Annotated in this window: 23 protein-coding genes; 10 read left to right on the top strand and 13 right to left on the bottom strand. The window is 71.3% G+C overall.

What is annotated here, in order from left to right; all coding sequences use genetic code 11:
• Position 1 precedes the first annotated feature (1 nt).
• From ACFYYW_RS34370 to ACFYYW_RS34355, 4 genes are all read right to left on the bottom strand, one after another.
• Positions 2-736 (bottom strand): SDR family NAD(P)-dependent oxidoreductase, encoded by a 735-nt coding sequence (locus ACFYYW_RS34370; RefSeq protein WP_387655061.1) that lies wholly within the window; start codon positions 734-736, stop codon positions 2-4.
• Entirely contained in the window at positions 733-2022 is a 1290-nt protein-coding gene (locus ACFYYW_RS34365; RefSeq protein ID WP_387655058.1) for an L-fuconate dehydratase, read from the bottom strand. Before ACFYYW_RS34365 ends, ACFYYW_RS34370 begins: the two co-directional genes overlap by 4 nt.
• Positions 2022-2867, bottom strand: coding sequence for a fumarylacetoacetate hydrolase family protein (locus ACFYYW_RS34360; protein ID WP_387655055.1), 846 nt, complete (start codon positions 2865-2867; stop codon positions 2022-2024). The genes ACFYYW_RS34365 and ACFYYW_RS34360 overlap by 1 nt, the downstream gene beginning before the upstream one ends.
• A 479-nt stretch (positions 2868-3346) precedes the next feature.
• Entirely contained in the window at positions 3347-4168 is an 822-nt protein-coding gene (locus ACFYYW_RS34355; RefSeq protein WP_387655053.1) for a CPBP family intramembrane glutamic endopeptidase, read from the bottom strand.
• A 326-nt stretch (positions 4169-4494) separates the two neighbouring features.
• Here ACFYYW_RS34355 and ACFYYW_RS34350 point away from each other — a divergent pair, with 326 nt between their 5' ends.
• Complete coding sequence (locus ACFYYW_RS34350) at positions 4495-5679, top strand: cytochrome P450 (protein ID WP_352324022.1); 1185 nt, start codon at positions 4495-4497, stop codon at positions 5677-5679.
• A gap of 35 nt (positions 5680-5714) precedes the next feature.
• On the opposite strand, the gene ACFYYW_RS34345 is transcribed toward ACFYYW_RS34350, so the two are convergent.
• Both ACFYYW_RS34345 and ACFYYW_RS34340 read right to left on the bottom strand, forming a co-directional pair.
• Positions 5715-6536: a hypothetical protein gene (locus ACFYYW_RS34345; protein WP_387655049.1), complete on the bottom strand. Its 822-nt coding sequence runs from the start codon at positions 6534-6536 to the stop codon at positions 5715-5717.
• 131 nt (positions 6537-6667) lie between these two features.
• Positions 6668-7519, bottom strand: coding sequence for an LLM class flavin-dependent oxidoreductase (locus ACFYYW_RS34340; protein WP_387655046.1), 852 nt, complete (start codon positions 7517-7519; stop codon positions 6668-6670).
• Between the two features lie 77 nt (positions 7520-7596).
• Between ACFYYW_RS34340 and ACFYYW_RS34335 the strand changes: the two genes are divergently transcribed.
• Positions 7597-8100, top strand: coding sequence for a MarR family winged helix-turn-helix transcriptional regulator (locus tag ACFYYW_RS34335; RefSeq protein ID WP_387655044.1), 504 nt, complete (start codon positions 7597-7599; stop codon positions 8098-8100).
• 18 nt (positions 8101-8118) lie between these two features.
• Here ACFYYW_RS34335 and ACFYYW_RS34330 read toward each other — a convergent pair whose 3' ends face one another.
• The 3 genes from ACFYYW_RS34330 to ACFYYW_RS34320 all read right to left on the bottom strand — a co-directional run bounded on the left by ACFYYW_RS34330 (position 8119) and on the right by ACFYYW_RS34320 (position 10651).
• Complete coding sequence (locus ACFYYW_RS34330) at positions 8119-8955, bottom strand: SRPBCC family protein (protein WP_364416375.1); 837 nt, start codon at positions 8953-8955, stop codon at positions 8119-8121.
• Positions 8948-9505, bottom strand: coding sequence for a helix-turn-helix domain-containing protein (locus ACFYYW_RS34325; RefSeq protein WP_352324016.1), 558 nt, complete (start codon positions 9503-9505; stop codon positions 8948-8950). Before ACFYYW_RS34325 ends, ACFYYW_RS34330 begins: the two co-directional genes overlap by 8 nt.
• Positions 9506-9622: 117 nt before the next feature.
• Entirely contained in the window at positions 9623-10651 is a 1029-nt protein-coding gene (locus ACFYYW_RS34320) for a GDP-mannose 4,6-dehydratase (RefSeq protein WP_387655039.1), read from the bottom strand.
• Positions 10652-10917: 266 nt separating this feature from the next.
• Between ACFYYW_RS34320 and ACFYYW_RS34315 the strand changes: the two genes are divergently transcribed.
• From ACFYYW_RS34315 to ACFYYW_RS34300, 4 genes are all read left to right on the top strand, one after another.
• Positions 10918-12189, top strand: a complete 1272-nt coding sequence (locus ACFYYW_RS34315; protein ID WP_387655036.1) for a glycosyltransferase family 4 protein — start codon at positions 10918-10920, stop codon at positions 12187-12189.
• A gap of 47 nt (positions 12190-12236) precedes the next feature.
• On the top strand, positions 12237-12947 hold the full coding sequence (locus tag ACFYYW_RS34310; RefSeq protein ID WP_352324013.1) for a methyltransferase domain-containing protein: 711 nt from the start codon (positions 12237-12239) through the stop codon (positions 12945-12947).
• Positions 12944-13999, top strand: a complete 1056-nt coding sequence (locus tag ACFYYW_RS34305; RefSeq protein WP_387655033.1) for a prenyltransferase — start codon at positions 12944-12946, stop codon at positions 13997-13999. Before ACFYYW_RS34310 ends, ACFYYW_RS34305 begins: the two co-directional genes overlap by 4 nt.
• A gap of 155 nt (positions 14000-14154) precedes the next feature.
• Positions 14155-15123, top strand: a complete 969-nt coding sequence (locus ACFYYW_RS34300; RefSeq protein WP_352324011.1) for a DUF1702 family protein — start codon at positions 14155-14157, stop codon at positions 15121-15123.
• On the opposite strand, the gene ACFYYW_RS34295 is transcribed toward ACFYYW_RS34300, so the two are convergent.
• A complete protein-coding gene (locus ACFYYW_RS34295; RefSeq protein ID WP_352324033.1) occupies positions 15120-15749 on the bottom strand; it encodes a class I SAM-dependent methyltransferase in 630 nt (209 codons plus the stop codon). The genes ACFYYW_RS34300 and ACFYYW_RS34295 overlap by 4 nt on opposite strands.
• Before the next feature lie 85 nt (positions 15750-15834).
• Between ACFYYW_RS34295 and ACFYYW_RS34290 the strand changes: the two genes are divergently transcribed.
• From ACFYYW_RS34290 to ACFYYW_RS34275, 4 genes are all read left to right on the top strand, one after another.
• Positions 15835-16287 carry a pyridoxamine 5'-phosphate oxidase family protein gene (locus ACFYYW_RS34290; protein ID WP_387655030.1) on the top strand — a complete coding sequence of 151 codons (453 nt, stop codon included), beginning with the start codon at positions 15835-15837 and terminating at the stop codon, positions 16285-16287.
• Positions 16284-16475, top strand: coding sequence for a ferredoxin (locus tag ACFYYW_RS34285; RefSeq protein WP_352324009.1), 192 nt, complete (start codon positions 16284-16286; stop codon positions 16473-16475). The genes ACFYYW_RS34290 and ACFYYW_RS34285 overlap by 4 nt, the downstream gene beginning before the upstream one ends.
• A 22-nt stretch (positions 16476-16497) precedes the next feature.
• Positions 16498-17586 carry a Zn-dependent alcohol dehydrogenase gene (locus ACFYYW_RS34280; protein WP_358288864.1) on the top strand — a complete coding sequence of 363 codons (1089 nt, stop codon included), beginning with the start codon at positions 16498-16500 and terminating at the stop codon, positions 17584-17586.
• A 150-nt stretch (positions 17587-17736) separates the two neighbouring features.
• Complete coding sequence (locus ACFYYW_RS34275) at positions 17737-18057, top strand: hypothetical protein (RefSeq protein WP_352324007.1); 321 nt, start codon at positions 17737-17739, stop codon at positions 18055-18057.
• A 52-nt stretch (positions 18058-18109) separates the two neighbouring features.
• On the opposite strand, the gene ACFYYW_RS34270 is transcribed toward ACFYYW_RS34275, so the two are convergent.
• The 3 genes from ACFYYW_RS34270 to ACFYYW_RS34260 all read right to left on the bottom strand — a co-directional run bounded on the left by ACFYYW_RS34270 (position 18110) and on the right by ACFYYW_RS34260 (position 19832).
• Entirely contained in the window at positions 18110-19333 is a 1224-nt protein-coding gene (locus ACFYYW_RS34270; protein WP_387655025.1) for an NAD(P)/FAD-dependent oxidoreductase, read from the bottom strand.
• Positions 19334-19387: 54 nt separating this feature from the next.
• A complete protein-coding gene (locus ACFYYW_RS34265) occupies positions 19388-19564 on the bottom strand; it encodes a hypothetical protein (protein WP_387655022.1) in 177 nt (58 codons plus the stop codon).
• A 64-nt stretch (positions 19565-19628) separates the two neighbouring features.
• Positions 19629-19832, bottom strand: coding sequence for a DUF2231 domain-containing protein (locus ACFYYW_RS34260; RefSeq protein WP_387655019.1), 204 nt, complete (start codon positions 19830-19832; stop codon positions 19629-19631).
• Positions 19833-19838: the final 6 nt, after the last annotated feature.

Here is a 19838-nt window from a genome sequence, read left to right as displayed (position 1 = left end):
CTTATTGGGTTGGCCGGAGCCGTAGCCCCTGCATGCCGCCGTCGACCGCGAGCGCGGTGCCGGTGGTCGCGGCGGCCTCGGGACCTGCGAGATAGGCGATCGCGGCGGCGACCTCCTCGGCGCTGACCAGGCGGCCCATGGGCTGCCTGGCGTTCAGCGCCGCTCGTTCGGCCTGCGGATCGTCGGCCGAGTCGAGCAGCCGCCCCACCCACGGGGTGTCGGCGGTGCCCGGGTTGACGCAGTTGACGCGGATGCCCTCGCGGACGTGGTCGGCGGCCATGGCGAGGGTCAGCGACAACACCGCGCCCTTGGTCGCGCTGTAGAGCGCCCGGTTCGGCAGCCCCGCGGTGGCCGCGATCGAGCAGGTGTTGACGATGGCCGGGTGCTCCGACCTGCGCAGGTACGGCAGCGCCGCCCGGCTCACCCGGACGATGCCGAACACGTTGACCTCGAAGACCTTCCGCCATTCCTCGTCCGGATTGTCCTCGACGGTGCCCTGGGCGCCGACGCCCGCGTTGTTGATCACGATGTCGATGCCGCCGAGCCGTTCCGCGGCCTCGGCCACCGCCGCGCGCACGGACGCGTCGTCGGCCACGTCCGCCCTGATGCCCACGAAGGGGTCGCCGGGCGGGGCGAGGTCGAGGCAGGCGACCTGCATGCCGCGCGCCGCGAGCAGGGTGGCCGTGGCCAGGCCGATGCCTGAACCGCCGCCGGTCACGATGGCCTTGAGCGTCATGACGTGGCCCTCCATACCTGGCCGTCGGGGAAGGTGTGGGCGGCGATCGACGCCGCGTGCATCTCGGCGCTGAAGCCGGGGGCCGTCGGGGCGGTGTAGCGGCCGTTGACGATGACGACCGGGTGCACGAAGTGCTCGTGGAGGTGGTCGACGTACTCGATCACGCGGCCGTCCATCGTGCCGGTGATCGCCACGTAGTCGAACATCGACAGGTGCTGCACCAGCTCGCACAGCCCGACGCCGCCCGCGTGCGGGCAGACCGGCACGCCGAACTTGGCCGCGAGCAGCAGGATCGCCAGGTTCTCGTTGACCCCGCCGACCCTGGCCGCGTCGATCTGCAGGTAGGAGATCGCGCCGGCCTGGAGCAGCTGCTTGAAGACGATGCGGTTCTGGACGTGCTCGCCGGTGGCGACCGGGACCGGCCTGATGCCCTCGGCGATGGCGGCGTGGCCGAGCACGTCGTCGGGGCTGGTCGGCTCCTCCACCCAGTGCGGCCGGTACGGGCTCAGCGCGCCGACCCACTCGATGGCCGAGGCGACGTCCCAGCGCTGGTTGGCGTCGATCGCGATCGGGTAGTCGGGGCCGCAGACCTCGCGGGCCACGCGGAAGCGCCGCAGGTCGTCGTCGAGGTCGGCGCCCACCTTGAGCTTGATCTGGCCGAAGCCCTGGTCGAGGGCCTCCTTGCAGAGGCGTCGCAGCTTGTCGTCGTCGTAGCCGAGCCAGCCGGGGGAGGTGGTGTAGGCGGGGTAGCCGGTCTCGATGAGCCGCTGGATCCGCTCTTCCTTCCCCTCTTCCGCATTTTTCAGGATCTGGAGGGCTTCGTCCTGGGTGAGCGCGTCGCTCAGGTAGCGGAAGTCGATCAGCCCGACGATCTCCTCGGGCGACATCTCCGACAACAGCCGCCACACCGGCTTGCCCGCCCGCCTGGCCTTCAGGTCCCACAGGGCGTTGACCACGGCGGAGATCGCCATGTGCATGACGCCCTTCTCCGGGCCCAGCCAGCGCAGCTGCGAGTCGTTGACCAGCTCCTTGTACAGCGCGCCGAGGTCTTCGACGTCCCGGCCGAGCACATGGGGCTCAAGCGCCCGGATCGCTCCGGTCTGCACGTCGTTGCCGCGTCCGATGGTGAACGCGAACCCGTGCCCCTCGACCCCGTCGTCGGTCTTCAGCACCACGTAGGCGGCGGAGTAGTCGGGGTCGGGGTTCATCGCGTCCGAGCCGTCCAGCTCCCGCGACGTGGGGAAACGCACGTCGTGCGTCTCCATCGCGACGATCCTGTACGCCATCAGGCCTGCCCCACCGTCTGCCACTGGCGGCCGAGCCCGTCGATCTCCAGCTCCATCACGTCGCCCGCCCGCAGGTACGGCTGGCCGGGCATGCCCATCGCGACCCCGGCCGGGGTGCCGGTGTTGATCACGTCGCCGGGTTCGAGCACCATGAACCGGCTCAGGTACCGCACGATCTCGGCCACGTCGAAGATCATGTCCTTGGTGCCGCCGTCCTGGCGCGGCTCGCCGTTCACCCAGAGGCGCAGCCCCAGGCTCTGCGGGTCGCCGACCTCGTCGGCCGTCACCAGCCAGGGCCCCAGCGGGTTGAACGTCTCGCACGACTTGCCCTTGTCCCACTGGCCGCCGCGCTCCAGCTGGAACTCCCGCTCGGAGACGTCGTTGGAGATCGCGTACCCGGCGATCACGTCGAGGGCCTCGTCCCGGCTGTCGAGGTAGCGGGCCCGCCGGCCGATCACGACCGCCAGCTCCACCTCCCAGTCGGTCTTCACACTGCCACGCGGCACCAGCACCTCGTCGTACGGGCCGATCACGGTGTTGGCGGCCTTCATGAACACCACGGGCTCGGCGGGCGGCTCCGCGCCGGACTCGGCGGCGTGGTCGCGGTAGTTCAGCCCGATGCAGACCACCTTGCCAGGGCGGGCGATGGGCGCGCCCACCCGCAGCCCCGCGGCGTCCACGACGGGCAGGTCGCCGCGCTCCAGCGCGTCACGCACGCGCGCCACTCCCCCGGAGGCGAGAAAAGCCCCGTCGATCTCGGGCTCCCCGATGTCGCGCAGGGTGCCGGAGGCGTCCATCACCACCGGCCGCTCCTGTCCGACAGGTCCCACTCGCAGCAGCTTCACACCGCACCCTTCACTCATTCATCGGATGTCTGTGCCTCCGATGCTGCTGCGACAGGGCGGCGCATGTCAAGGGCGTGCAACGGGATACATCCGATCCGTAACCCAGAGACGACACCTCGAACCCCACCCAACCACCCTCACCAGCCCCCATAGCTCCGAAGATTCCCCTCTTTCGTCGATCCGCCCCAACCTCCATAAACATCGGAGGTACCTCCCACCCCTCGCCCCCATCCGCAGCCCCTAACCGCCTCGCCCTCAGACGCCTGGATCCAGGGCGACTCCAGCGGTGCCGCGGGCATGAACGTCCACCAGCGTCCGACCGGGTGAGCCAAGAGACGCTGGTCGGCGGGCGGTGCACGTGGAGACGGGGGATAGGCGGTCAGCCACGTCCGGCCGGGCGGGGTCTGATGCGTGCCGTGGTCGTCGGACGAGATGCACCCGTAGGTGAGCCGGCTGTCGGCTGGGTGAGCGGAAGAACTTCAGCGGCCCGGCTCGTAAGCGGTGGGCCCAGGGTGGCATGCCGCCTGCTCTCGCGCTCCCTTGCCGTACCGGAGCAGTATCAGCCCGCTGACGGTGAGCGTGCAGGTCAGGATGACGAGTTGCACGCCGTAGTGGACGGCCTCCGTCGGGAATAGCAGGTTGCCGAGGTGCAGGCCGAGGTGCACGCCGACGGCCATCCACAACGCCCCCGTGCGCGCCCGCGCCGCCGCGCACGCGAAGCCGAGCGCGACGGCCTGCACCACGTAGAGCAGCCGTTCGGCCGGCGTATCGGCCGAGCTGTTGGAGAGGATGTGCAGCGCGCCGAACCCCACCGACACCACGATCAGCACGGCTCTCGGCGACAACCGTGCCGACAACGTGTCGAACAGGTGCCCCCGCCACAGTAACTCCTCCGGAAACGCCTGGCTGAGCAGGGCGAACGCGATGCCGTACGACACCAGGCCCAGCTCGCCGAGGATCGTCTCTCCCGGCGCCAAGGACGTCACGCCGAACGCCAGCGACAACAGGATGGCGGCCACCGTCGGGACCGCGCCCGCCACGACCCCCAGCAGCAGCTGCGGCACGGCCCGCCGGGATCGTTCCATGCCCACCCCGGCCCAGGACTGCCCGCCGAGGAAACGCCGGACCAGGTAGACCAGCGCGAGCGCGGCCAGCGTGACGCCGATCATGCCGAGCGGCCGGTAGAGGGGATGGCCGGAGGCCAGCAGCAGGGTCACCGGGATGGTGCCGACGAGGACCTGCGCGAACGTGGCGGCCACGGTGATCAGCACCGCCCAGACGGGATGTGTGGCTCTGTTCATGGAACAACACGCTAGGTAACCAGGCCGGGTCGGCACATCAGCCCGGAGTCTGAATCCCGCATGACAATCGTCATGGGCCTCAGGGAGGATCACAGCCCCCACCTGCCGTCGGGCATGCCGCCCTCTCCGGCCAGGCCGCGCCCCCGACCGGCCGGCGCTGTGCGGCGTGGTGTTTCGTCTGCTGCCGGGTTATGGGGGACGGGAGCAGGCGCCCGGGGCGGGGTGGAGATGGTGGTGGGGTGGGGCTACTTGACGGGCGTACAGTGGCGTAATAGAACACGTTTCAGTACGAATAAACCAAGCGCTTGATCAAGAGGTGACCGCGCGTGCATATCGACCTCGTCGACAGGGACCGTTACGCGACTTCCGGCCCACCCCACGAACAGCTCGCCTGGCTGCGCGCCAACTCCCCCGTGCACTGGCACGAGGGCGAGCCCGGGTTCTGGGCGGTCACCCGCTACGAGGACGTCGTGCACGTGTCCCGCCACTCCGACCTGTTCTCCTCGGCCAAGAAGCTCGCCCTCTTCGACGAGATGCCCGAGGACCAGATCGCCCTCCAGCGGCTGATGATGCTCAACCAGGACCCGCCCGAGCACACCAGACGGCGTTCGCTGGTCAACCGCGGCTTCACCCCCCGGACGATCGGCGCCCTCGAACAGCACATCCGCGACATCTGCGACGACCTGCTCGACAAGTGCTCGGGCGAGGTGGACTTCGTCACCGAGATCTCCGCTCCCCTCCCCCTGTACGTGATCTGCGAGCTGCTCGGCGCTCCCGCGACCGACCGCGACAAGTTGTTCTCCTGGTCGAACCGCATGATCGGCGCCCAGGACCCCGACTACGCGGCCACGCCCGAGGAGGGCTCCGGCGCCGCCATGGAGGTCTACGCCTACGCCAACGAGCTCGCGGCGCAGCGCAGGGCCGCCCCCAAGGACGACATCATCACCAAGCTCCTCCAGCCCGACGACAAGGGCGAAACCCTCGGCGAGGACGAGTTCGACCTGTTCGTCCTGCTGCTGATCGTCGCGGGCAACGAGACCACCCGCAACGCGGCCTCCGGCGGCATGCTCGCCCTCTTCGACCACCCCGACCAGTGGGACCGCCTGGTGGCCGACCCCACGCTGGCCAGGACGGCGGCCGACGAGATCGTCCGGTGGGTCTCGCCGGTCAACCTGTTCCGGCGCACGTCGATGGCGGACCAGATGCTCGGCGGGCAGCCCGTCAAGGACGGCGACAAGGTCGTGGTCTTCTACTCCTCCGCCAACCGGGACGCCTCCGTCTTCCCGGACCCGGAGGTCTTCGACATCGGACGCACCCCCAACACGCACATCGGGTTCGGCGGCGGCGGCGCGCACTTCTGCCTCGGCAACCACCTCGCCAAGCTGGAACTGCGTGTCCTGTTCGAGCAGCTGGCCAGACGCCGGCCGCGCATCCGCCAGGCCGGCCCGGCCCGCCGCCTGCGCTCGAACTTCATCAACGGCATCAAGGAGCTCCCGGTCACGATCGCCTGACCCGGGCGAAGCGCTCCGAGCCGCCGGGGACGCCCTCACGAGAACCGCCGGCGCCGGGGGTGGCGAGCGGTTCCGCGGCGGGCCGCCCTGATCTGGCGGAGGACGCGGACCGTGCCCTCCGGGCCGGGTTCCCAGCCGCGCTCGATCAACGCGTCGGCGACGTGCCGGAGCAGGCCGGCGATCTGGCCGGGGATGACGTCGCGGCGTACGGCGATCACCCGCCAGCCCAGCCGCCGCAGCTCCTCGCGGCGGGCCGCGTCACGCCGCCGGTCCGCCGGCGAGGTGTGGTGCTCCCGGCCGTCGTACTCGACCCCGACCTGGTAGGGCTCCCATCCCAGGTCGAGGTAGGCGCGCCGGCCGCCGCCCAGGGGCACGGCGAGCTGCGTGGCGGGCCGGGGAAGGCCGCCGTCGACGAGGACGACCCGCAGCCAGCTCTCCCGGGGCGAGGCGGCGCCCGCGTCGGCCAGGCTGAGCGTGTCGCGCAGCCGCCAGGAGTTGAGCGGACGACGCCACAGCGCCTCCATGTCGACGCCCCGCCGGGCGAACTGGTCGAGCGCCGCCACCGCCTCAGGACGCGGCAACGACCGGGCGCAGTCGAGGGCCGTGCGGGCCATGGTGGTGAGCCGGACGCCCCGGTGGCCGGTGACGTCGTCGGCGGGCGGTTCGCCCACGTACGTGACGCAGCCGGGGATCGCCAGGTGAGCGGGGGCGATCACCTCCACCGGCCAGTCGGCCTCGGGGACGGAGAGCACGCTCAGGCCCCAGACGTGTGCGGCCGTCTGCCGGCAGACGACGGCCTGCCGGCAGGACCGGGTGATGCGCTCGGCGCGGGCGAGCAACGAGAGTGCGGCGTTCACGGGGTCCAGGCTGACGGCCTCGCCCCGGCCGCCGCGGCGCCGAACCGCGTTCTGTGGACAACCGGCGATCCCCGGCTCAGCGCGGCGGCCCGTCGGTCCAGGCGGCGGTCACCCGGCAGACCGCTCGCCGGTCAGGAGGCTCGCGCGCGCAGGGCGGGCAGGACGTCCTCGGCCAGGCGTTCGGCCTGGGCGCGCGGTCCGGGGCCGAGGGGCGTGAAGTTCATCGACGTGAACCCCAGGTCCACGAACGCCGCCAGGCGGTCGGTCACCTCGGCCGCCGAACCGGCGACCACGCCGTCCCCCACACCGGCGATCTCTGCGGGGGCGCCGATCCGGAAGGTGACGTTGTAGACGCACTCGACGGCGCGACCGGCCGACAGGATCCGGTCGCGCATGGCCGCCGCCCGCTCCGGCGGCGCGAACCCCAGGGACGGGATCCAGCCGTCCGCCAGCCGGCCGGTGGCGTCGAGGGCGCGCGGCCCGTACGTGCCCAGCCAGATCGGGATGGGGCTGAGGGGCTTGGGCTCGATGGTGGCCCGATCGGTGCGGTAGCGGGAGCCTTCGTAGCTGAAGTCCGACTGCGACCACAGGCCGCGGATGACGTGAACGGCCTCGACCATGCCGTCCACCTTCTCGCGGGGCGTGGGCACCCCCAGCCCGAACGCGCGGAACTCCTCGTCGGAGTAGCCGCCGCCGAGGCCGAGGATCAGCCGGCCGCCGGAGAGCCGGTGCAGCGTCTCGGCCATCTTGGCGACCATCGCGGGCGGCCGGTACGGCACCCCCAGCACCCGCGTCGCCACCTTGATCCGCGAGGTGGCGGCGGCCACCCAGGTCAGCATCGTCCACAGCTCGTACGTGGGCTCGACGCCGCACGGGTGATCCGAGGCCGAGACGAAGTCGAAGCCCAGCTCCTCGGCCGCGCGGGCGTCGCCCACGGGATCGGCCCCCGGCGCCGCCGACGTCGACATGCCCAGTCCGAACACGATCTGACCCCCTCCGCTTTGGTTTACATGTAAACCTAGAACGGAGGTCGGTTACACGTCAACTAAACTGCCGGGTCATGGAGCCCAACTGGCTGGACGACGCCGAGTTCCGGGCCTGGATCGGCTATCGCAGGATGCGCCTGCTGCTCGACGCCCAGGTCAGCCGCGACCTCGCGAGCGACTCGGGGCTGTCGGCCCCCGACTACGACGTCCTGTCGGCGCTGAGCTCCACGCCCGGCCACCGGTGGCGGCTCACCGCGCTGGCCGACCGCATGCTCTGGTCGAAGAGCCGCCTCTCCCGGCACATCTCGCGGATGGAGCAGCGGGGGCTGGTCACCCGCGAGGGCTTCGAGGGGGACGCGCGCGGGGCCGTGGTCGTGCTGACCGACGGCGGGTTGCGGGCCATCCAGGAGGCGGCGCCCGCCCATGTGGCGTCGGTGCGCAGGCACTTCATCGACCTGCTCTCGCGGGAGCAGATCGAGGTGCTCGCCACGATCGCCGAGACCGTCCTCGCCCACCTGCCGGACGGCGAGCAGGACAGAACGGGCTCACCCCGGCGGGAGCACGACAGACCAGGCTGACCCCGGGCTCCCGAGCGGTCAGGCGACCCACATCGGACGCCAGTCCGGCACCTCGTGGAAACGCCGCAGCTCCGCCACCCCGGACAACATCCCGCCCCAGGCCGCGTACGGCGGGCGCTCGGCGTCGAAGCCGCTCTGCACGAGCGTCAGCCGCGTCCGGCCGGCGGACCCGGCGAGCTCCCAGGAGCTCACCCCGGCGCCGCCCCAGTCGACGGAGAACCGGCGCTCCGGCTCCAGCTCCAGCACCTTGGCCGGCGACGGGTCGTTCGCGAAGCCGCCCATGGCGAACCGGCCGCCGACGTACGGCTCGATCTCGATCGGCATCCCGAACCACTTGGTCACCGTCTCCGAGTCGACCAGCGACTCGAAGACCTGGGCGGGCGCCGCGTCGATGGTGACCTCGGCGCGCAGCTCGCGCGCGGTGAAGTCGGCGCGCGGCGTGAGCGGGCGGCCCTCGACGTGCTCGGCCAAGCCGGCCAGCACCTGGAACCAGTACGTCTGCAGCACGCCGCGGATGCTGGCGCCGGTGACGACGTCCTGGAAGTCGAAGTGCGACTGCGTCACCGAGACGATCGTCGCCGACTCGCCGTCCTCCTCGACCGCGAGCTCGGCGGTCGTCTCGACGCCGTCCAGCAGCCAGGCGAACCGCACGCCGCGCTCGTCGGCCGACAGCACCCGCTGGTGCGGCGCGTCGCCCTCGGGCGTCGTACGGCCCCAGAACGCGAACCGGTCCGGCAGGTCCACCTCGACGTGCTCGGCCAGCCAGACCCGGGCCGCGGCCGGATCGGTCAGCGCCTGCCACACCTCCTTGACCGGCGCCTGGACGCGGACCTTGGCGATCATCGGCTCACTCATGCTCTTCTCCCTTGGGGTAACAGGCGACGGCGAGCTTGAAGGCGTCACCCTCAGCGCCGCCGTAACGAGTGAAAAGCTCCTGCAGCATGCCCTGCAGGTCGTTCAGGAACTGCTGGCGGCTCTCCGGACGCACGTGGATCTCTCCGGACAGGCCGATGGACGGCAGCTCGGGCGCGTCCCGGTCGAGCGCGGCGATGTCGGCCTGGACCTCCTCCATGAGGTCGAGCAGGTAGCCCAGGCTCAGCTCGTCGCGCGCCTTGCGCAGCCCGATCCGGCCGACCAGCCGCGGCGACAACCAGTACGACCGGGCGCCGGCCTGGTAGATGCCCTCGTGGACGCCGCGCACCTTGCGCTCGGACACCAGCTCCACGAGACCGGCCTCGACCAGCCGCTTGACGTGGTAGTAGACCCGCTGCGGCGTCTGCCCGAGGCGTTCGGCGACCTCCGAGCACGTACGCGGCTCGGCCAGTTGCCTCAGCACCTCGACCCGTTGCGGCTTGAGCAGCGCCTCGGCCTGCTCGATCTGTTCCAGATACAGGACGTCTCTCATCGCAAAAACAATCTTTTACGTAAAAATCCTCTTTGTCAATGGGTCACGCCAAGAGCGGCCGTAAGCAGCAAAAAGGCCCGCACCGGACCGGGCGGGCCAAGGGGTGCCGAACCGGCTCTAGGGCCAGGAGCTGTCCTGGTCGGGGTCGCCGCCGGCGGACAGCAGGCGCAGGTCGCTCTCGACCATCATCGCGACCAGCTCGTCGAACGACACCCGCGGCTCCCACCCGAGCTGCGCCCGCGCCTTCTTCGGGTCGGCGCACAGCAGGTCCACCTCCGCCGGGCGGTGCAGCGTCCGGTCGACCACCACGTGCCGCTCCCAGTCCAGCCCGGCGGCCGTGAAGGCGGCCTCGACCAGCTCCCGCACCGACTTCATCCGCCCGGTGCCGATCACGTAGTCCTCGGGATTGGCGGCCTGGAGCATCAGGTGCATCGCCTTGACGTAGTCGCCCGCGTAGCCCCAGTCGCGGCGCGCCTCCAGGTTGCCCAGCCGCAGCTCCGTGGCCAGGCCGAGCTTGATCCGGGCCACCCCGAGGGTGACCTTCCTGGTCACGAACTCCGCGCCGCGCCGGGGCGACTCGTGGTTGAACAGGATGCCCGACACCGCGAACATCCCGTACGACTCGCGGTAGTTCTGCGTGAGGAAGTGCCCGTACGCCTTGGCCACCCCGTACGGCGAGCGCGGGTGGAAGGCGGTGCGCTCGTTCTGCGGGGTCTCGGTGACCTGGCCGAACATCTCCGAGGACGAGGCCTGGTAGAAGCGGATCTGCCCCGGGGACGACGATCCCCCGCCGCGCGACACGCCCGAACACACCCGGATGGCCTCAAGCATCCGCAGGACCCCCATACCGGTCACCTCGGCGGTCAGCTCGGCCTGCTCCCACGACATGGGCACGAACGAGATCGCCCCCAGGTTGTACACCTCGTCCGGCTGAACGCGTTCCACCGCGGAGATCAGCGACCCCTGGTCCAGCAGGTCGCCCCGCACCACCTGGACGTCGGCCAGCAGCTTGCGCATGCGCGAGACGCGCGGGTTCGCCTGCCCGCGGGCCAGCCCCCACACCTCGTAACCCTGGTCGAGCAGGTGCTCGGCCAAGTAGGAACCGTCCTGGCCGGTGATGCCGGTGATCAGAGCGCGCCTGGCCAAGGGGTCCTCCAACTATCACGTAGGTACGGTGGCCCGCACCGCGTCCCTTTGGGACGGGAATGTACAGCTAAGCGCCTGGACGCAGCACCAAAGCCCACTAGAACCTGTTCCACCGAACCACGCTCGGTTACCTTAATGTCGCAGTTCGCACGGCCTGTGGAGACTGTTGTGAACAATTCCAGGTGACCTACCGAATGGTAGCCTTCTCGGACTAAGGTCATCTTTCACGGTACACGCCCGCCTCTTGGGGCCTTACCGCAGAAAACATGGGCCTACCGGCGGAGAAAGGGGTGTCCGTGAGCGAGGCGCTGCGGATCGCGCTGCTGTCCTATCGCAGCAAGCCCACCTGCGGCGGGCAGGGCGTCTACCTCCGGCACCTGAGCCGTGAGCTGGTCGCGCTCGGCCACCACGTCGAGGTGTTCTCCGGACCGCCCTACCCCGAGCTGGACGAGGGCGTCGTCCTGCGCGAGGTGCCCAGCCTCGACCTCTACCGGGACGAGGACCCGTTCAGGACCCCGAAGCTGGCCGAGTACCGCGACTGGATCGACCTCCTGGAGGTCGGCACCATGTGGACGGCCGGCTTCCCCGAGCCGCTCACCTTCACCCTGCGCGCCTACCGCGAGCTGAAGAAGCGCGTCGGCGACTTCGACGTCGTCCAGGACAACCAGACCCTCGGCTACGGCCTGCTCGGCATCCAGAAGCTGTTCCCCGTGGTCGGGACGATCCACCACCCGATCAGCGTCGACCGGCGGATCGAGCTGGAGGCCGCCACGGGCTACAAGAAGCTCACCATGCGCCGCTGGTACGGGTTCGTGAAGATGCAGTCCCGCGTCGCGCCCAGGCTCAGCCCGATCCTCACGGTCAGCGAGTCGTCGCTGGCCGACATCCACCGGGACTTCAACGTCCCGCAGGCCAACATGCGGCTGATCCCGCTCGGCGTGGACACCCGCTACTTCCACCCGCGCCCGGACAAGCCCCGCCGCAAGGGCTCGATCGTCGCGGTGGCCAGCGCCGACTCGCCGATGAAGGGCGTGGCCACGCTGCTGCGCGCGGTCGCCAAGCTCGCCACGGAACGCGACGTGAACCTGACCGTGGTTAGCAAGCCGACCCCGGGCGGCCCGACCGAGCGGCTCGTGCAGGAGCTGTCGCTCCAGGACCGGGTGCGCTTCGTGCACGGCATCTCCGACGACGAGCTGGGCGAGCTGATCGCCACCTCCGAGATCTCCGTGGTCCCCTCGCTGTACGAGGGCTTCTCGCTGCCCGCCGTCGAGCACATGGCCTGCGGCACGCCCCTGGTGGCCAGCCGGACGGGCGCGCTGCCCGAGGTCGTGGGCGACGCGGCCGTCCAGGTGGCGCCGGGCGACGCCGAGGAGCTGGCGGCCGTGCTGCGCCGCCTGCACGACTCCCCCGAGGAGCGCGAACGGGTGGGCAAGGCCGGCTACGACCGGGTCATGGAGCGCTACACCTGGCACGTCGTCGCCAAGCGGACGGTCGAGGCGTACCGCGAGGCGATGGCGGCGCACAAGGCCCGCCGCTGACCCCCGAACGAAAAGCCCCCAAGAGCTGATCAAGGAGAAGCGACAAAGTGCTGACCGTGGACTTCGACCGGCTCCCCGTGGGCCCCGGCGTGCGCGTGCTCGACCTGGGCTGCGGCGGCGGCAGGCACGCCTTCGAGGTGCTGCGCCAGGGCGCCGACGTCGTCGCCTTCGACATGGACCAGGCCGAGCTGGACAACGTGGCGGCCATGTTCGTGGCGATGGACAAGGCGGGCGAGGTGCCGCTGGGCGCGACCGGCGAGACCGTCCAGGGCACGGCGCTGGACATGCCGTTCGAGGACGGCGGCTTCGACCGGGTCATCGCCGCCGAGGTGCTGGAGCACATCCCCGACGACATGACCGCCATGCGGGAGATCTTCCGCGTGCTCAAGCCGGGCGGCACCGCGGCGATCACCGTGCCGAGCTTCCTGCCCGAGCGCATCTGCTGGGCCCTGGACGAGGACTACCACACCGCCCCCGGCGGCCACGTGCGCATCTACACGCTGGCCGAGCTGTCGGCCAAGCTCAAGTCCGTCGGCTTCGAGATCGGCCCGCATCACCACGCCCACGGCCTGCACGCGCCCTACTGGTGGATCAAGTGCGCGGTGGGCGTCAACAACGACGACCATCCGGTCGCCAAGGCGTACCACGAGCTGCTGGTGTGGGACATCATGAAGCGCCCGGCCGCCACCAGGATCGCCGAGGCGCTGCTCAACCCGCTCATCGGCAAGAGCGTGGTCCTCTACGTCAAGAAGCCATGATCTCCCGCGAGGAGGTCGTCCGCACGGCCCTCAGCATCGCGGCCATCCAGCAGGACGACGGCGGCGTGCCCTGGCCCGAGGGGCACGTGGACGCGTGGAACCACGTCGAGTGCCTGATGGGCATGTGCGTGGCCGGGCTGGCCGAGCCGGTGCGGCGCGGCTGGGAGTGGCTGGCCCGCCACCAGCGCCCCGACGGCTCCTGGCCGATGAAGCTGCTGGACGGCGTGGCCGTCGAGGCCGGCGGCGAGTCCAACCACGCCGCCTACGTCGCCGCGGGCGTCTGGCACCACCATCTCGTCACCGGCGACCGCGAGCACGCCGAGCGCCACTGGCCCATGGTCAAGGCCGCGCTCGACTACGTGGTGGGCCTGCAGACCGAGCGGGGCGAGATCGTCTGGGAGCGGGACGCCCACGGCCGGGCGGCGGCGGACGCGCTGCTGACCGGGTGCGCCTCGATCCACCAGGGCCTGCGCTGCGGCGTGCTGCTCGCCGACCATCTGGGTGACCCGCAGCCGCACTGGGAGCTGGCCGCCGACCGGCTGGCCCACGTGTTGTCGGCGCACCCGGAGGCGTTCGCCGACAAGAGCCGGTTCTCGATGGACTGGTACTACCCGGTGCTGGGCGGCGCGGTGCGCGGGCAGCAGGCGGTCGAGCTGCTGGAACGCGAGTGGTCCACGTTCGTGGTGCCGGGGCTCGGCATCCGGTGCGTGTCCGACCAGCCGTGGGTGACCGGGGCCGAGACGTGCGAGCTGGTGCTGGCCCTGGACGCCATGGGCGACCGTACGCGGGCCGCCGCGCTCTTCGCCGACGTGCAGCACCTGCGCCACGAGGACGGCTCGTACTGGACCGGCTGGCAGTTCGTCAACCGCAAGCACTTCCCGCACGAGCGCTCCGGCTACACCGCGGCCGCGGCCATCCTCGCCGCCGACGCGTTGCAGCGCCTGTCCCCCGGTTCCGGGCTGTTCCGCGACATCGCGGGCACGTCGGTGTCCGACCCGGAGGCGTGCGGGTGCGTGGAACGTCAGTCGTTCAGGCCGGCGCCCCCCGGCTGATCCCGCGGGGCGGCGGCGCAAGGGCTTTTGCGGGTTCTTTGCCGGGGACATCCGGTGCGCCGCCGGTGAACGGCGCATTGGGGTTACTAGCTTCGTGTCTGGCCGTAGGAGGCGTCTTCGGGGGAAGCGTGGGCGACACGGGCACAACAGCGTTCTTGGACCAGGTCAGGATCGAGCCGACACTGTCCCCGGCGCGGGGACTGCGGCGGTTTCTGGCCAAGGATCCTTCGGAGTCCGATCTGGGCCGGCGCAGGTTCCGGCTGCGCCCCGGCGCTCCCCGGACGGTCTTCGCGGATTCCGAGCAGTCGTACGTGTTCGGCTTCAACGCGGTCATGTCGCGGGAAGTCGAGAAGATCGAAGACCTTCCACCTGAGCAGCGGCCTTTCGGCCACGAGGGCGCGGCGGCCGCCTGCACCGTGCTCGACCTGCTCACCTTGACCCGGGGCCGGCGCCTTCACGAGCTACTGGCCGGCCCCGCCCAGCATCACCGCCACGCCGCGTACGTCGGCGCCGGACGCGGCTACGCGCTGCTGCGGCTGCGTCCGGTCTGGGGCGCGCGGCGGGCGCACCCGCTGATGCGCTGGCTGGCCGTGGACGGGTTCGGCTTCCAGTGGAGCCTGTCCCGCGCGGACCGCATGGTGGGCCGCAGGAGCATGCCCGACCTGCTCACCCGCGCCCACTGCGCGGTCTTCGACCAGGGCCTCGGCCGGCTGCTGTGGTACCACGACTGCGCCTCGCCGGACGACGTCGGCGCGCGCATCGCGGGCTTCCCGGCGAGCCGGCGGGCCGACCTGTGGAGCGGCGTGGGGTTCGCGGCCACGTACACGGGCGGCGCCGACAGCGACGAGCTGTGGTGGCTGACCGAGCACGCCGGCGCCGACGGCTTCCGCGCCCACCTGGCCCAGGGCTGCGCCTTCGCGGTCACGGCGCGGCTGCGGTCGGGGGCGCTGCCGGACCACGCGCGGCTGGCCGTGCCGATCCTGGCCGACGCCGCGCCCGACGAGGCGGCCGCCTGGACCGACCAGGCGCTGCTGGCCCTCGGCCACGACGCCCACACCCACGAGGACTTCCAGCGCTGGCAGGCCCACACCCGCCGGTCGTGGAACCGCCGCCACCGGCGCTAGACGCCCTGGCCGACGCGTTCCAGCACGCGCAGCGAGCCCTCGGCAGACACCTCGCGGAAGGCGCCCGACGCAAGGGCCCGCAGGTAGACCCGGTAGGGGGCCTGCCCGCCGTCGGCCGGGTCGGGATAGATGTCGTGGAAGACCAGCGCGCCGCCCTCCATGACGTGCGGCGCCCAGCCCTCGTAGTCGCGGGTCACCGGCTCCTCGGAGTGGCCGCCGTCGATGAAGAGCAGGCCGAGCGGCGTGTTCCACAACGCGGCCACCCGGTCGGACCGCCCGACGACGGCGATCACCTCCTCCTCCAGCCCGGCGGCGGCGACGGCGGCGCGGAAGAAGGGCAGGGAGTCCATCCGCCCGAAGCGCGGGTCCATCAGGGCCGGGTCGTGGTGGGCCCAGCCGGGCTGGATCTCCTCCGAGCCCCGGTGGTGGTCGACGGTGACGACCACCGAGCCGGTGTGCCGGGCCGCCGCGCCGAGGTAGATCGCCGACTTGCCGCAGTAGGTGCCGATCTCGCAGAGCGGCCCGAGGCCGCCGTAGCGGCAGGCCGCCTCGAACAGGGCCAGCCCCTCCTTCGGCGGCATGAATCCCTTGGCGTGCTCCGCTGCCTGCAGCAGCTCCGGCGGCATCGTCATAGGCATGCACCCTAGCCGAACCGAACAACATTCCAGCGACCTCTTGCCGTGCTTCTTTGGAACCTGTTCTACTTGGCACGTGAATCAGCGCGCTCGCATCGCGATGTCCGACGACGAGGTCACGGCGTTCCTGGACGGTTCGCGCAAGGTCCAGCTCGCGACCATCAACCCCGACGGGACACCGCACCTGGTGACCATGTTCTACGGGCTGGACGAGGGCCGCATCGCCTTCTGGACGTACGGCAAGGCGCAGAAGGCCCGCAACCTGGCCCGCGACCCGCGGGTGAGCTGCCTGGTCGAGGCGGGCGACGACTACGACCAGCTCCGCGGCGTCCTCGTGTACGGCGTGGCCGAGCAGGTGGACGACCGGGACCGGGTGCTCGCCATCGGCATGATGATCGCGCGCAGGATGACGCCGGGGGTGCCGGACGACCTGCTGACCCCCTACGTCGAGCAGACCGGCAGAAAACGCATCGCCTACGTCGTCGAGCGCACCAAAGTGGTCTCATGGGATCACAGGAGGCTCACATGAAGGTCAAGGTCGATGAACTGGTCTGCGAGGCCAACGCCGTGTGCATGGGGCTCGCGCCCGAGGTCTTCGAGGTGGACGACGACGACCAGCTGCACATCCTGCTCCCCGAACCACCCCCCGAGATGCAGGATCGCGTCCGCAGCGCGGTCAGGTCCTGCCCGAAAGCCGCCCTGTCGCTAGAGGACTAGCCGTAGCCGGAGGAGGAACCCCATGCGCGCCGCGATCCTGCACGCCGTAGGCAACGACAAGCTGGACATCCGCGACGACATCACCCTGGCCCCCGTCGGGCCGACCGATGTCCGCGTCCGGATCAGAGCCACGGGCGTGTGCCACTCGGACCTGTCGGCCATGTCCGGCGTGCTTCCGCAGCCGGTGCCGCTGATCCCGGGCCACGAGGGCGCGGGCGAGGTGGTCGAGGTGGGCGAGCACGTCACGTCGGTCGCGCCGGGCGACCACGTCGTGATCAGCTGGCGGCCGGCCTGCCAGTCCTGCGACCTGTGCGTGGGCGGGCAGCCGTACATGTGCATGAAGTACGTCATCGAGTCCTTCAGCAAGGGCAACTTCCGCTTCGGCGGCGACAACGCGACGGCGTTCGGCATGGCGGGCTGCGGCACCTGGGCCGAGGAGGTCATCGTGCCCTGGCAGGGCGCGATCAAGATCGACGACGACGTGTCGTGGGAGGCGGCGGCGCTGATCGGCTGCGGCATCACGACCGGCGTGGGCGCCGCGATCAACACCGCCAAGGTGCGTCCCGGCTCCACGGTCGTGGTGATCGGCTGCGGCGGCGTCGGCCTGTCGGTCATCCAGGGCGCGCGGGTCTCCGGCGCCAGGACGATCCTCGCCGTCGACCCGCTGGAGTCCAAGCACGCCCTGGCCAAGAAGGTCGGCGCGACGCACGCGATCACGCCCGAGCAGGTCCCCGAGGCCCTGAACGAGCTGACCGGCGGCAGCGGCTTCGACTACGGCTTCGAGGTCGTCGGCAAGTCGGCGACCATCCAGAGCGCCTGGCAGCTCACCCGGGCGGGCGGCGACGTCATCGTGGTGGGCGCCGGCGCGGTGGACGACATGGTCTCCATCTCCGCCTTCAGCCTGCTGTTCGAGGGCAAGAGACTGCTGTCCAGCCTGTACGGCGAGGCCGACGTGCGGCACGACTTCCCCTACTTCGCCAAGCTCCACAAGGCTGGACAGCTCGACCTGGAGTCGCTGATCAGCGCCCGCATCCGGCTCGGCGACCTGAACGACGCCGTCGCGGCCCTGCGCGGCGGCGAGGTGCTCCGCCAGATCGTCATCATGGACTGACCCGGGTCCCGGGCCGGAGAACGGGCCCCCGCTCTCCGGCCCCGGGCAGGTCAGGCCGCGATCGGCGGAACCGGTCGCGCACCCATTGCTAAGGAAAGTTTCCTAACGGATACTCCGGGTTGAGTGCCCACCACCCCCCAAGGAGTATCCATGCTTCGTCGCGGCCTCGCCCTGCTCTCCATCGCCGCCGCCGGCCTGCTCGCCCTCGCCGCGCCCGCCCACGCGGCCGTCGTGGACGTGACCTTCGGGCCGGTCTCGATCGGCGACTACTGTCACGCCAAGGTCAACTCGTCCTCGTGGATCGGCTTCTACGAGTCCGGCGGCCTGCGCTGCTACACCGGCGGACCCGGCCCGATGACGTACGCGGGCTCGGGTGACCCGTACCTGGCCTGCAAGTTCCTCACCACGGACGTGGTGATGTCCGCGCTGCGCGGCGCCTCCGACGCCCTGGTCTGCCGCGTCGTGCGCTGACCCACCTCCGGGAGCGGCACGGGACCGGGGCCGTCCCGTGCCGCTTCGGGCGTCAGGAGGGCAGGAGCTGGTCGAGCGGGGTGCCGGGGTCGGCGAGCGCGGCGCGGTCCACGGGCTTGCGGGACCGGATGAGGGCCTGGGTGTGGTCGGTGACGTCCCAGATGTTGACGTTCATCGCGGCCAGCACCCTGTCCTGCTCGTCCAGCCAGAAGGCGATGAACTCGCGGGCCTCCAGGTCGCCGCGCACCACGACGTCGGGCGTGCGGCCGGGCGGGACGTGGCCGGCGTACTCCATGCCCAGGTCGTACTGGTCGGTAAAGAAGTAGGGCAGGTTGTCGTATTCGGCGGACCGGCCGAGCATCGCGCGGGCGACGACGGCGGGCTGGTTGAGCGCGTTCGCCCAGTGCTCGACCCGGACGTGCCGGCCCAGCAGCGGATGGTAGGCGTTGGCGATGTCACCGGCCGCGAAGATGTCGGGGTCGGAGGTGCGCAGGTCGGCCCCCACCTTGACGCCGTCCTCGACGGTCAGCCCGGCGGCCCGCGCGAGGTCGGTGTCCGGTTCGGCGCCGACGCCGGCCACGACGACGTCCGCCTCGACGTGGGCGCCGCCTTCGAGCAGCACCCCTGAGCCGGTGATCTCGGCGGGACGGGCGTCGAAGTGGAAGGTCACGCCGTGCTCGCGGTGCAGCGCGGTGAACACCCCGGCCACGTGCGGCCCCAGCACGCGCAGCAGCGGCGCGGACGCCGTCTCGATCACGGTGACCTCGGCCCCCGCGGCGCGGGCGGCGGCGGCCACCTCCAGGCCGATCCAGCCGGCCCCGAGGATCGCGACGCGGCCGGCGCCGGCCAGGGTGGCGCGCAGGCGTTCGCTGTCGTCGACGGTACGCAGGTACAGCACCTCGGGCCGGTCGGCCCCGGGGAGGTCCGGGCGGCGCGGCCGGGAGCCGGTGGCCAGCAGCAGCCGGTCGTAGCCGAGCTGCTCGCCGTCGCTGAGCGTGACCCGGTGGGCGGCCGGGTCGATGCCGGTGACCTCGACGCCCAGCCGCAGCTCGACGTCGTGCTCGGCGTACCAGGAACGGTCGTGGACGAAGATCTTGTCGCGTTCGCCGGTGCCCTGGAGGTAGTCCTTGGACAGCGGCGGCCGCTCGTACGGCAGGTGCGTCTCCCTGCCGACCAGCACGAGCCGGCCGTCGAAGCCCTCGCCGCGCAGAGCCTCTGCGGCCTTGGCGGCGGCGAGGCCGCCGCCGGCGATCACGATGGTCGCGGGTGCAGGCATGTCGGATCTCCTCTTCCTGTTCCTGGACGAAGGGCGTGGTGATCGCGGCGCACGTCAGCTCCCGCCCACGCCGAGCGCGGTGAGCAGGAAGTGCCCGACGAGCACCGGGGCGGGCAGCCGGGACCCGCCGGCCTTCTGCTGGGCCACGCCGCCGCGGGCGATCCAGGTGCCGAGCATGGAGAAGCCGCCGACGGCGGTGACGAGCCAGGCGATCAGTGCCGCGATCTCCACGATCTTCCTTCTTTCCAGGATGGGCCGTTCGTATGTCAGCAGGCGGGTGTCCGAAGAGGGCGCCTCACCGTGGCGGGGTGGTGGTGAACCCCTCGGCCTGGGTGTCCTCGGCGGCGACCCGGACGCCGTAGCGGAAGGCGAGCTTGCCGCCCAGGTGGCCCGACACCGCGAGCACGGCCAGGCACACCGCCGACAACACGATCCGCCCCCCAAGGACGGGGACGGCCCGCCGCCCGCGTCCTGACCGGTTCCGGCAAGGGTTCCCCATGTCCCC

The organism is Nonomuraea sp. NPDC001831 (assembly GCF_042892035.1).
Lineage (GTDB): Bacteria > Actinomycetota > Actinomycetes > Streptosporangiales > Streptosporangiaceae > Nonomuraea.
This window is presented reverse-complemented; position numbering and strand designations above follow the sequence as displayed.